General features: G+C 40.0%; 8 protein-coding genes. 7 read left to right on the top strand and 1 reads right to left on the bottom strand.

Annotated elements, in window-relative coordinates:
- Positions 1-11: 11 nt before the first annotated feature.
- From QM424_RS01855 to pyk, 3 genes are all read left to right on the top strand, one after another.
- Positions 12-3,113, top strand: coding sequence for a DNA polymerase III subunit alpha (locus tag QM424_RS01855; RefSeq protein WP_414392752.1), 3,102 nt, complete (start codon positions 12-14; stop codon positions 3,111-3,113).
- Positions 3,114-3,194: 81 nt separating this feature from the next.
- Positions 3,195-4,202, top strand: coding sequence for a 6-phosphofructokinase (gene pfkA / locus QM424_RS01850; RefSeq protein ID WP_101781994.1), 1,008 nt, complete (start codon positions 3,195-3,197; stop codon positions 4,200-4,202).
- A 58-nt stretch (positions 4,203-4,260) separates the two neighbouring features.
- Positions 4,261-5,766, top strand: coding sequence for a pyruvate kinase (gene pyk, locus QM424_RS01845; protein ID WP_101781993.1), 1,506 nt, complete (start codon positions 4,261-4,263; stop codon positions 5,764-5,766).
- A 293-nt stretch (positions 5,767-6,059) separates the two neighbouring features.
- On the opposite strand, the gene QM424_RS01840 is transcribed toward pyk, so the two are convergent.
- Positions 6,060-7,046: an L-lactate dehydrogenase gene (locus QM424_RS01840; RefSeq protein WP_023942623.1), complete on the bottom strand. Its 987-nt coding sequence runs from the start codon at positions 7,044-7,046 to the stop codon at positions 6,060-6,062.
- Between the two features lie 194 nt (positions 7,047-7,240).
- Here QM424_RS01840 and gyrA point away from each other — a divergent pair, with 194 nt between their 5' ends.
- The 4 genes from gyrA to QM424_RS01820 all read left to right on the top strand — a co-directional run bounded on the left by gyrA (position 7,241) and on the right by QM424_RS01820 (position 12,817).
- Entirely contained in the window at positions 7,241-9,709 is a 2,469-nt protein-coding gene (gene gyrA / locus QM424_RS01835) for a DNA gyrase subunit A (protein WP_203175881.1), read from the top strand.
- On the top strand, positions 9,709-10,452 hold the full coding sequence (srtA, locus tag QM424_RS01830; RefSeq protein WP_000078842.1) for a sortase SrtA: 744 nt from the start codon (positions 9,709-9,711) through the stop codon (positions 10,450-10,452). Before gyrA ends, srtA begins: the two co-directional genes overlap by 1 nt.
- Positions 10,453-10,592: 140 nt before the next feature.
- A complete protein-coding gene (locus QM424_RS01825; RefSeq protein WP_414392751.1) occupies positions 10,593-11,390 on the top strand; it encodes a formate/nitrite transporter family protein in 798 nt (265 codons plus the stop codon).
- Between the two features lie 146 nt (positions 11,391-11,536).
- Positions 11,537-12,817 carry an O-acetylhomoserine aminocarboxypropyltransferase/cysteine synthase family protein gene (locus tag QM424_RS01820; protein WP_414392750.1) on the top strand — a complete coding sequence of 427 codons (1,281 nt, stop codon included), beginning with the start codon at positions 11,537-11,539 and terminating at the stop codon, positions 12,815-12,817.
- Positions 12,818-12,909 lie beyond the last annotated feature (92 nt).

Here is a 12,909-nt window from a genome sequence, read left to right as displayed (position 1 = left end):
AGAAGTGTAAATTGATCGCACAACTAGATACAAAAACAGTCTATAGTTTTATGGAGAGCGTCATTTCGATTGAAAAGTATGTGAGAGCAGCTAAAGAATTCGGCTACACTCATCTGGCTATGATGGATATTGATAATCTTTATGGTGCTTTTGACTTTCTAGAGGTTACAAAAAAATATGGCATTCATCCTTTATTAGGGCTTGAAATGACTGTATTTATGGATGATCAGGAAGTGAATCTGCGCTTTTTAGCTCTATCTAGTGTGGGCTATCAGCAGTTGATGAAGCTTTCAACAGCCAAGATGCAGGGGGAGAAAAGTTGGTCAGTCTTGTCCCAGTACCTGGAGGATATCGCGGTAATTGTGCCTTATTTTGAAGAGCTTGAATCACTAAATCTAGGCTGTGATTACTATATAGGGGTTTACCCAGAAACACTGGTAAGCGAATTTTATCGTCCTATCTTACCTCTCTATCGGGTCAATGCCTTTGAAAGCAGGGATAGAGAAGTTCTACAAGTATTAACAGCGATTAAAGAAAACCTACCGCTCAGAGAAGTCCCTTTGCGCTCGCGACAAGATGTCCTTATATCAGCAAGTTCTTTAGAGAAACTATTCCAAGAACGTTTTCCTCAAGCCTTGGAAAACTTAGAAAAGCTTATTTCAGGTATTTCTTATGACTTGGATACTAGTTTGAAACTGCCTCGTTTTAATCCAGCGAGACCAGCAGTAGAAGAGTTGAGAGAACGTGCTGAACTGGGACTTGCTCAGAAGGGGTTGTCTAGCAAAGAATATCAAGATCGACTAGACCAAGAATTGGCTGTTATTCATGATATGGGCTTTGATGATTATTTCTTGGTTGTTTGGGATTTGCTGCGTTTTGGACGATTGAATGGCTACTATATGGGAATGGGAAGGGGTTCTGCAGTTGGTAGCTTGGTTTCCTATGCCTTAGATATCACAGGGATTGACCCAGTAGAGAAAAATCTGATTTTTGAACGTTTCCTCAATCGTGAACGCTATACCATGCCTGATATTGATATTGATATTCCAGATATTTATCGTCCAGATTTTATCAGATATGTTGGCAATAAATATGGTAGTAAACATGCGGCTCAAATCGTTACCTTTTCAACTTTTGGAGCTAAGCAAGCTCTACGAGATGTATTGAAACGCTTTGGTGTTCCTGAATATGAATTATCTTCAATTACTAAGAAAATCAGTTTTCGGGACAATCTCAAGTCGGCCTATGAGGGTAACCTCCAGTTTCGTCAGCAAATCAATAGTAAGTTAGAATACCAAAAAGCTTTTGAAATTGCCTGTAAGATTGAGGGATATCCAAGACAAACCTCTGTCCATGCGGCTGGTGTTGTGATTAGCGACCAGGATTTGACCAACTATATCCCTCTGAAGCATGGTGATGAAATTCCACTGACTCAGTATGATGCTCATGGAGTTGAAGCTAGTGGACTTTTAAAGATGGATTTTCTGGGACTAAGAAATTTGACCTTTGTCCAGAAGATGCAAGAATTACTTGCAGAAACAGAAGGTGTTCACCTTAAAATCGAAGAAATTGATTTGGAAGACAAAGAAACGTTAGCTTTATTTGCCTCTGGAAATACAAAAGGTATCTTTCAATTTGAGCAACCTGGTGCCATTCGCCTACTCAAGCGTGTTCAACCAGTCTGTTTTGAAGATGTCGTAGCAACCACTTCCCTAAATCGACCAGGTGCTAGTGACTATATCAATAATTTTGTGGCAAGAAAGCATGGGCAGGAAGAAGTGACTGTTCTGGATCCAGTACTGGAGGATATTTTGGCTCCAACTTACGGTATCATGCTCTATCAGGAGCAGGTTATGCAGGTTGCTCAGCGTTTTGCTGGATTTAGTCTTGGGAAAGCCGATATTTTGCGCCGAGCTATGGGTAAAAAGGATGCTTCTGCCATGCATGAGATGAGGGCTTCTTTTATTCAAGGTTCATTAAAAGCTGGACATACTGCGGAAAAGGCAGAGCAGGTTTTTGATGTTATGGAGAAGTTTGCAGGCTATGGTTTTAACAGGTCACATGCCTATGCCTACTCAGCCTTGGCCTTCCAGTTGGCTTATTTCAAAACGCATTATCCAGCCATTTTTTATCAGGTTATGTTGAATTCTGCCAACAGTGATTACTTAATAGATGCACTTGAAGCAGGTTTTGAAGTAGCCCCATTGTCCATCAATACTATTCCCTATCACGATAAAATTGCAAACAAGGCCATCTATCTAGGTTTGAAATCGATTAAGGGAGTCAGCAATGATTTGGCTCTCTGGATTATTGAAAATAGACCCTATTCGAACATTGAAGATTTTATAGCTAAATTACCTGAGAATTATCTGAAACTTCCTCTGCTAGAACCTTTGGTAAAAGTTGGTCTTTTCGATTCATTTGAAAGAAATCGTCAAAAAGTATTCAATAATTTAGTTAATCTATTTGAATTTGTAAAAGAGTTAGGAAGCTTGTTTGGTGATACCATTTATAGTTGGCAGGAATCGGAAGATTGGACGGAACAAGAAAAATTCTATATGGAACAAGAACTTTTAGGGATAGGTGTCAGCAAACATCCCCTACAAGCTATTGCAAGTAAGGCTATTTACCCGATTACCCCAATTGGGAATTTGTCAGAAAATAGCTACGCTATTATTTTGGTTGAAGTTCAGAAGATAAAAGTAATTCGTACCAAAAAGGGCGAAAACATGGCTTTCTTACAGGTAGATGATAGTAAGAAAAAATTGGATGTCACTCTCTTTTCAGACTTATATCGTCAGGTTGGGCAGGAAATAAAAGAGGGAGCCTTCTACTATATAAAAGGAAAGATCCAGTCACGTGATGGCCGTCTGCAAATGATTGCACAAGAAATAAGAGAAGCAGTTGCTGAACGCTTTTGGATACAGGTAAAGAATCATGAATCGGATCAAGAAATTTCACGTATTTTAGACCAATATAAAGGCCCAATCCCAGTCATTATCAGGTATGAAGAGGAACAGAAAACAATCGTTTCTCCCCATCATTTTGTAGCTAAATCCAATGAATTAGAAGCGAAATTGAATGAAATGGTTATGAAAACGATTTATCGCTAAAAATACGGAAAATAGAAGAATTTTAAAATCAAATGTGGTATAATCAATAAGAATGTTAAAAGAAAAAGGAGCATAACCAATATGAAACGTATTGCTGTTTTGACTAGTGGTGGAGACGCCCCTGGTATGAACGCTGCTATCCGTGCAGTTGTTCGTCAAGCAATTTCAGAAGGAATGGAAGTTTTTGGTATCTATGATGGATATGCTGGTATGGTTGCTGGTGAAATTCATCCCCTAGATGCTGCTTCAGTAGGAGACATCATTTCTCGTGGTGGTACTTTCCTTCACTCAGCTCGTTACCCAGAGTTCGCTCAACTTGAAGGGCAACTTAAAGGGATTGAGCAATTGAAAAAACACGGAATTGAAGGTGTAGTTGTTATCGGTGGTGACGGATCTTACCACGGTGCTATGCGTTTGACTGAACATGGCTTCCCAGCTATCGGTCTTCCAGGTACAATCGATAACGATATCGTTGGTACTGACTTTACAATCGGTTTTGACACAGCGGTTACAACTGCTATGGATGCTATCGATAAGATTCGTGATACATCATCAAGTCACCGTCGTACTTTTGTTATTGAAGTTATGGGACGTAACGCTGGTGATATCGCTCTTTGGGCAGGTATCGCAACTGGTGCTGATGAAATCATCATTCCTGAAGAAGGATTCAAGATTGAAGATATCGTAGAAAGCATTAAATGTGGTTATGAGTGTGGTAAAAAACACAACATCATCGTCTTGGCAGAAGGTGTGATGTCAGCAGCTGAATTTGGTAAAAAACTAAAAGAAGCTGGGGATACAAGTGACCTTCGTGTAACAGAACTTGGACATATCCAACGTGGTGGTTCTCCAACTGCGCGTGACCGTGTATTGGCGTCACGCATGGGTGCGCATGCTGTTAAACTTCTTAAAGAAGGTATCGGTGGTGTTGCGGTTGGTATCCGTAACGAGAAAATGGTTGAAAACCCAATCCTTGGAACTGCAGAAGAAGGAGCATTGTTTAGCCTTACTGCAGATGGTAAAATTGTGGTTAACAACCCACACAAGGCTGACCTTGAGCTATCTAGCTTGAATAAGAGCTTGTCATAATTTACAATTTAGTTAATAAGACCAAAAAGGTCATATATATAAAGGAGTCACAAAAATCATGAATAAACGTGTAAAAATCGTTGCAACTTTGGGTCCTGCGGTAGAAATCCGTGGTGGTAAAAAATTTGGTGATGACGGATACTGGGGTGAAAAACTTGATGTTGAAGCTTCAGCTAAAAACATTGCTAAATTGATTGAAGCTGGTGCTAACACATTCCGCTTCAACTTCTCACACGGTGACCACCAAGAACAAGGTGAGCGTATGGCAACTGTTAAACTTGCTGAAAAACTTGCAGGTAAAAAAGTTGGTTTCCTTCTTGATACAAAAGGACCAGAAATTCGTACAGAATTGTTCGAAGGTGAAGCTAAAGAGTATTCATACAAAACTGGTGAGAAAATCCGTGTTGCAACTAAACAAGGAATCAAATCAACTCGTGAAGTGATTGCATTAAACGTTGCTGGTGCTCTTGATATCTATGATGATGTTGAAGTTGGTCGTCAAGTTTTGGTTGACGATGGTAAACTTGGTCTTCGTGTGGTTGCTAAAGATGATGCAACTCGTGAATTTGAAGTTGAAGTTGAAAACGATGGTATCATTGCTAAACAAAAAGGTGTGAATATTCCTAACACTAAAATTCCTTTCCCAGCTCTTGCTGAACGTGATAACGACGATATCCGCTTTGGTCTTGAACAAGGTATCAACTTCATCGCGATTTCATTCGTACGTACTGCAAAAGATGTGAACGAAGTTCGTGCAATCTGTGAAGAAACTGGAAACGGACACGTTCAATTGTTCGCTAAAATCGAAAATCAACAAGGTATCGATAACTTGGATGAAATCATCGAAGCTGCTGATGGTATCATGATCGCTCGTGGTGACATGGGTATCGAAGTACCATTCGAAATGGTTCCAGTTTACCAAAAAATGATCATCACTAAAGTCAATGCTGCAGGTAAAGTTGTTATCACTGCAACAAACATGCTTGAAACAATGACTGAAAAACCACGTGCAACTCGTTCAGAAGTATCAGACGTATTTAACGCTGTTATCGACGGAACTGATGCTACAATGCTTTCAGGTGAGTCTGCAAACGGTAAATACCCACTTGAGTCAGTAGCTACAATGGCTACAATCGATAAGAACGCTCAAACTCTTCTTAACGAATACGGACGTTTGAACTCAGATTCATTCGAACGTAACTCTAAGACAGAAGTAATGGCTTCAGCTGTTAAAGATGCTACTAACTCAATGGACATTAAATTGGTTGTAACTCTTACTAAGACTGGTCACACTGCACGTTTGATCTCTAAATACCGTCCAAATGCTGACATCTTAGCATTGACATTCGACGAATTGACAGAACGTGGATTGATGTTGAACTGGGGTGTTATCCCAATGTTGACAGATGCTCCATCATCAACTGACGATATGTTTGAAATCGCTGAACGTAAAGCAGTTGAAGCAGGACTTGTACAATCTGGTGACGATATCGTTATCGTAGCTGGTGTACCAGTTGGAGAAGCTGTTCGTACGAACACAATGCGTATCCGCACAGTACGTTAATTAAAATAAGAAAAAGCCTATCATATCAAGCTTTCTAGCCTGTATGATGGGCTTTTTTGCTTATGGGGCAAAATTTTTTACTTGCGATTTAATGCGACGGTATTAATTACGTCAAGCACGGCTTGCTTCATGATCTTTGTGATGTGAGTATAAATCTGATTTGTTGCTTTGGCGTCTTTATGAACTTCAAGCGCTTATAGCTTTAAGAGGTACATTGCTTTCAGCAAGCAAGATATTGAGTTTAAACACAAAAAATAACCCCTTGAGGATTCAAGGAGTTATTTCAACTTTAATTAGTTTTTAGAAGCTTCTTGGAATTCTGGGTTTTTCCATGCTTCGTCAATGATAGCTTGTAATTCTTTAGCAGATGCTTGCATTTTTTGAGTTTCTGCGTCGTTCAATGGGATATTTACTGGACGAACGATACCATGTGCACCAACAACAGCTGGTTGACCGATAAAGACGTTCTTAACTCCGTATTGACCTTCTTGGAATACTGAAAGTGGAAGTACTGCGTTTTCGTCGTCAAGGATTGCTTTAGTGATACGAGCAAGGGCTACTGCGATACCGTAGTATGTTGCACCTTTTTTGTTGATGATTGTGTAGGCTGCATCACGAACACCTTCGAACAATTCAATCAATTCAGCTTCTTGAACATTTTGAGTGTCTTTAAGGAATTCTTCAAGGTTTACACCAGCGATGTTTGCGTGTGACCAAACAGCGAACTCAGAGTCACCGTGTTCACCCATGATGTAAGCGTGAACTGAACGAGCATCAACATCCAATTTTTCAGCAAGTGCTTGACGGAAACGAGCTGAGTCAAGTGAAGTACCTGAACCGATAACGCGTTCTTTAGGGAATCCAGAGAATTTCCAAGTTGAGTAAGTCAAAACGTCAACTGGATTAGCAGCAACAAGGAAGATACCTTTGAAACCTGATTCAACCACTTGAGTTACGATTGATTTGTTGATAGCAAGGTTTTTACCTACAAGGTCAAGACGAGTTTCACCTGGTTTTTGAGGAGCACCTGCAGTGATTACAACAAGGTCAGCGTCTGCACAGTCAGAATATTGAGCTGCATAGATTTTTTTAGGTGAAGTGAAGGCAAGGGCGTGACTAAGGTCAAGCGCGTCACCAACAGCTTTTTCATGCAATTGTGGAATTTCGATAATTCCAAGCTCTTGTGCAATTCCTTGGTTAACAAGTGCAAAAGCGTAAGATGAACCTACAGCACCATCTCCGACAAGGATAACTTTTTTGTGTTGTTTAGTTGAAGTCATTGTTCTAAACATCTCCTTAATTTTATTCAGGGATTTCCCCAGTTATTTTAATTCTATCACTTTTAAAAAGCTTTGTCACGAATATGCCTTGGAGTTCTTGATGTAAACGTTTTAGCTAATTTGGATACCTGAAATATGGCGGACATTATGGTATAATATTATTAATTACTAATAGTGAAATGAGGCATTTATTAATGCAGGATAGAAATTTAGTGAATGTCAATCTGACAAAGGAGATGAAGACGAGCTTTATCGATTACGCCATGAGTGTTATTGTAGCGCGGGCTCTTCCTGATGTTCGAGATGGCTTGAAACCTGTTCACCGTCGGATTCTCTATGGAATGAATGAATTGGGTGTTACTCCAGACAAACCCCATAAAAAATCTGCTCGTATTACAGGGGACGTCATGGGTAAATACCACCCACACGGGGATTCCTCTATCTATGAAGCAATGGTCCGCATGGCTCAATGGTGGAGTTACCGTTACATGCTTGTAGATGGGCATGGAAACTTTGGTTCCATGGACGGTGATGGTGCTGCCGCCCAGCGTTACACTGAGGCACGTATGAGCAAGATTGCTCTAGAAATGCTTCGAGATATCAATAAGAATACGGTTGATTTCGTTGATAACTATGATGCTAATGAACGTGAACCCTTGGTCTTGCCAGCTCGTTTTCCAAACCTCTTGGTCAATGGAGCAACTGGTATTGCTGTTGGGATGGCTACCAACATTCCTCCTCACAATTTAGGTGAAACCATTGATGCAGTGAAGTTGGTCATGGACAATCCTGAAGTGACTACCAAGGACTTGATGGAAGTCTTACCTGGTCCAGATTTTCCAACAGGTGCCCTTGTCATGGGGAAATCAGGTATCCATAAGGCTTATGAAACAGGTAAAGGTTCTATTGTTCTTCGTTCCCGTACTGAAATCGAAGAAACTAAGACTGGCCGTGAGCGCATCGTTGTAACGGAATTTCCTTACATGGTCAATAAAACCAAGGTGCATGAGCATATTGTTCGCTTGGTTCAGGAAAAACGTATTGAGGGGATTACAGCAGTACGTGATGAGTCCAACCGTGAAGGTGTGCGATTTGTTATCGAAGTTAAGCGCGATGCTTCAGCCAATGTTATCCTAAATAACCTCTTTAAGATGACCCAGATGCAAACCAACTTTGGTTTCAATATGCTTGCTATCCAAAATGGTGTACCGAAGATTTTGTCTCTTCGTCAGATTTTGGATGCTTATATTGAGCACCAAAAAGAAGTGGTTGTTCGTCGGACACGTTTTGATAAGGAAAAAGCGGAAGCACGTGCTCATATCTTAGAAGGTCTCTTGATTGCGCTAGACCATATCGACGAAGTGATTCGTATCATCCGTGCTAGTGAAACGGATGCGGAAGCTCAAGCTGAGCTGATGAGCAAGTTTAAGCTTTCTGAACGTCAAAGTCAAGCTATCCTTGATATGCGTCTTCGTCGCTTGACAGGTTTGGAACGAGATAAGATTCAGTCTGAGTATGATGACCTCTTGGCTCTGATTGCGGATTTAGCGGATATTCTTGCCAAGCCAGAACGTGTTTCTCAAATCATTAAAGATGAATTAGACGAAGTCAAGCGTAAGTTTGGCGACCAACGTCGTACAGAGTTGATGGTCGGTGAAGTCTTGAGTCTTGAAGATGAGGATTTGATTGAAGAATCGGATGTCTTGATTACGCTTTCTAACAAGGGATACATCAAACGTCTGGACCAAGCTGAGTTTACTGCTCAAAAACGTGGTGGCCGCGGTGTTCAAGGAACAGGTGTTAAGGATGACGATTTTGTTCGTGAGTTAGTGTCAACTAGCACCCATGATCACCTGCTCTTCTTCACAAATAAAGGACGTGTCTATCGCCTGAAAGGTTATGAAATTCCTGAGTATGGTCGGACGGCCAAAGGACTACCAGTAGTTAATCTCTTGAAATTGGATGAAGGCGAAAGTATTCAGACGATTATCAATGTTGAGTCTGAACGCAGTGATGATGCTTATCTCTTCTTTACAACCCGTCATGGTATTGTGAAGAGAACCAGCGTTAAGGAATTTGCTAATATTCGTCAAAATGGACTTAAAGCACTGAATCTTAAAGATGAAGATGAGTTAATTAATGTCTTGTTGACGGAAGAAGAGACGGATATTATCATTGGTACCAAGTTTGGTTATGCAGTTCGCTTTAATCAATCAGCCGTTCGCGGCATGAGTCGTATCGCCACAGGTGTGAAAGGTGTTAATCTCCGTGAGGGAGACACAGTAGTTGGTGCTAGCGTAATTACTGATCAAGATGAGGTTCTTATCATTACTGAAAAAGGATATGGTAAGCGTACAGTCGCGACTGAATATCCAACAAAAGGTCGTGGTGGTAAAGGAATGAAGACGGCTAATGTGGCTGAGAAAAATGGTCCTCTATCAGGTCTCTTGACTGTAAAAGGTGATGAAGACTTGATGATTATCACTGATACAGGTGTCATGATTCGAACCAATGTTGCCAATATTTCACAAACAGGACGCTCAACTATGGGAGTTAAAGTAATGCGTCTGGACCAAGATGCTAAAATTGTAACCTTTACTACGGTTGCAGCTGCAGAAAAAGAAGAAGTTGGGACAGAAAACGAAACAGAAGGTGAAGCATAATGTCTCAAAAAAATAATAAGAAGAAAAACAAACGAAAAAATCTGCTGACAAATATCCTAGCAGGATTTCTGATACTACTATCAATTGCTTTGATTTTTAACGCTAAAATTCGTGATATTTTCATAGTTTGGAATACCAATAAGTACCAAGTTAGTCAGGTATCAAAAGAAAAAATAGAAGAAAATCAGGATACAGAAGGAAATTTTGATTTTGATTCTGTCAATGCTATCTCTTCGGAAGCTGTTCTAGCTTCTCAATGGGATGCTCAAAAATTACCAGTTATCGGCGGAATTGCAGTTCCTGAATTAGAAATGAATCTGCCAATTTTTAAAGGACTTGATAATGTCAATCTCTTCTATGGTGCTGGTACCATGAAACGCGATCAAGTGATGGGGAAAGGAAATTATAGTCTAGCTAGTCATCATATTTTTGGTGTCAATAATGCTAATAAAATGTTATTTTCTCCTTTAGATAACGCTAAAAATGGTATGAAGATTTATCTAACCGATAAAAATAAAGTTTATACTTATGAAATACGTGAAGTCAAACGTGTTACACCGGATCGTGTTGATGAAGTTGATGATAGAGATGGGGTCAATGAGATTACATTAGTAACCTGTGAAGACCTTGCTGCTACAGAACGTATTATTGTAAAAGGCGATTTGAAAGAAACAAAAGAATATTCACAAACATCTGATGAAATCCTAACAGCTTTCAATCAACCATATAAACAATTTTATTAATACAAGTCAGTGAAATCTTGGATTTCACTGATTTTTTTAAGATTTCCATAAGAATAAACTTTTATGAAATACAGAAAACGCTTCCTTAATTTTAACGTTTGTGATATAATTATCAGGTAAAAAATTTTTAGGAGTTTATTATGGTTTCTTCAGAATTTATCTCAAAGATTGAATTTGCTTGCAAGAAGAAAGAAAGTCTTTATACTCAAAGCAAATTTAAGTATGCGATTCGTTCTATGTTTGCAGGTGCATTCTTAACTTTCAGTACAGCTGCTGGTGCAGTTGGGGCTGACTTGATTAATAAAATTGCACCAGGTAGTGGACGCTTCCTATTCCCATTTGTCTTTGCTTGGGGATTGGCCTACATTGTTTTCTTGAATGCCGAGTTGGTAACATCAAACATGATGTTCTTGACTGCAGGTAGTTTTTTGAAAAAAATCTCTTGGAGAAAAACAGCTGAGATTTTACTTTACTGTACCTTGTTCAACCTTATTGGGGCCTTGATAGCAGGTTGGGGCTTTGCCCACTCAGCAGCCTATGCACATCTCACTCACGATAGTTTCATCTCAGGGGTTGTTGAGATGAAGTTAGGCCGTTCAAATGAATTAATTTTGCTTGAGGCGATTTTGGCAAATATTTTCGTAAATATTGCGATTCTTTCATTTGTTTTGGTCAAAGATGGTGGTGCCAAACTTTGGCTTGTGTTGTCAGCGATTTACATGTTTGTATTCTTAACAAACGAGCACATTGCCGCAAACTTTGCTTCTTTCGCGATTGTGAAATTCAGTGTTGCTGCTGATTCAATTGCTAACTTCGGTGTTGGAAATATGCTTCGTCACTGGGGCGTAACCTTCGTTGGAAACTTGATTGGTGGAGGCCTCTTGATGGGTCTTCCATATGCCTTCCTCAATAAAAATGAAGATACTTATGTAGATTAAGAAAATGAGCACGATTGAGTCGTGCTTTTTTCGATTTTGTAAGAAGTAATAGCCACTCCTTATATCAAAATATAAAAAAGAGGTATTAGTCAAGATAGGTCGATAGTGCTAGAATATCCTTAATGAAACTATATGGAGGTCGCCTTATGACTCGTGATTTTAAATTTGAAACTCTACAACTACATGCTGGTCAAGTTGTGGATCCAGCAACTAAGTCTCGTGCAGTGCCGATTTATCAGACAACATCCTTTGTTTTTGATGATACGCAGGAGGGTGCCGATTTGTTTGCCTTGAGAAAACCAGGGAACATTTATACTCGTATCACCAATCCTACAACAGCTGCTTTTGAAGAAAGAATTGCTACTCTGGAAGGTGGTGTTGGAGCTCTTGCAACAGCATCAGGTATGGCAGCAGTGACTTATACGATTTTGGCACTTGCCCATGCTGGTGACCATGTAGTGGCTGCTTCGACTATTTACGGTGGAACCTTCGATCTTTTGAAAGAAACCCTTCCTCGTTATGGAATCACAACAACCTTTGTGGACGTGGATAATTTGGAGGAAGTAGAAGCAGCTATTAATGACAATACCAAGCTTGTTCTGATTGAAACCTTGGGTAACCCCTTGATTAATATTCCAGATTTGGAAAAATTGGCAGAGATTGCTCATAAGCATCAGATTCCACTTGTTTCTGACAATACATTTGCTACACCTTATTTGATTAACGTTTTTTCTCACGGTGTAGATATTGCCATTCACTCTGCGACTAAGTTTATCGGTGGGCATGGTACGACTATTGGAGGAGTGATCGTTGATAGTGGTCGTTTTGACTGGGCGGCTTCAGGGAAATTCCCTCAATTTGTTGAGGAAGACCCAAGCTACCACAATTTGAGCTATACTCGTGATGTGGGTGCAGCAGCCTTTATTATCGCTGTCCGTGTTCAATTGCTTCGTGATACAGGTGCAGCCTTGTCACCATTTAATGCCTTCTTGTTACTCCAAGGACTTGAAACTCTTTCTCTTCGTGTCGAACGCCATGTGCAAAATGCTGAGAAAATTGTTGATTTCCTTGTCAACCATCCTAAGGTAGAAAAAGTCAACTATCCAAAACTTGCTGATAGTCCTTACCATGCCTTGGCTGAGAAATATTTGCCAAAAGGTGTGGGCTCAATCTTTACCTTCCATGTCAAAGGTGGGGAGGCAGAAGCACGCAAGGTCATTGATCATTTAGAAATCTTTTCTGACCTTGCGAACGTAGCGGATGCCAAGTCTTTGGTTGTCCATCCAGCGACTACAACACATGGTCAGTTGTCAGAAAAAGACCTAGAAGCAGCAGGAGTCACACCAAACCAAATTCGTTTGTCAATCGGACTTGAAAATGTAGATGATTTGATTGAAGACTTGCGCTTGGCCTTGGAAAAAATTTAAAGTAAAAGAAGATAAACAGTGGGTTTCGACTCGCTGTTTTTGATTTTCCCTCAGGCATGATATAATGGATAAAGAAGTCTAGAAAGAGGAAT

Origin of the sequence: Streptococcus mitis (assembly GCF_047464945.1) — a bacterium.
In the GTDB taxonomy this organism is placed as follows: domain Bacteria; phylum Bacillota; class Bacilli; order Lactobacillales; family Streptococcaceae; genus Streptococcus; species Streptococcus mitis_EA.
Note: the sequence above shows the minus strand (reverse complement) of the source record. Positions and strands in the feature narration are given on the sequence as shown.

What these genes read in the sequence shown, in the direction of transcription:
- QM424_RS01825 (WP_414392751.1), top strand. Translation starts at nt 10,593, where the DNA reads ATGGTTTCTTCAGAATTTATCTCAAAGATTGAATTTGCTTGCAAGAAG.
- srtA (WP_000078842.1), top strand. Translation starts at nt 9,709, where the DNA reads ATGTCTCAAAAAAATAATAAGAAGAAAAACAAACGAAAAAATCTGCTG.
- pyk (WP_101781993.1), top strand. Translation starts at nt 4,261, where the DNA reads ATGAATAAACGTGTAAAAATCGTTGCAACTTTGGGTCCTGCGGTAGAA.
- QM424_RS01820 (WP_414392750.1), top strand. Translation starts at nt 11,537, where the DNA reads ATGACTCGTGATTTTAAATTTGAAACTCTACAACTACATGCTGGTCAA.
- QM424_RS01840 (WP_023942623.1), bottom strand. Translation starts at nt 7,046, where the DNA reads ATGACTTCAACTAAACAACACAAAAAAGTTATCCTTGTCGGAGATGGT.
- gyrA (WP_203175881.1), top strand. Translation starts at nt 7,241, where the DNA reads ATGCAGGATAGAAATTTAGTGAATGTCAATCTGACAAAGGAGATGAAG.
- pfkA (WP_101781994.1), top strand. Translation starts at nt 3,195, where the DNA reads ATGAAACGTATTGCTGTTTTGACTAGTGGTGGAGACGCCCCTGGTATG.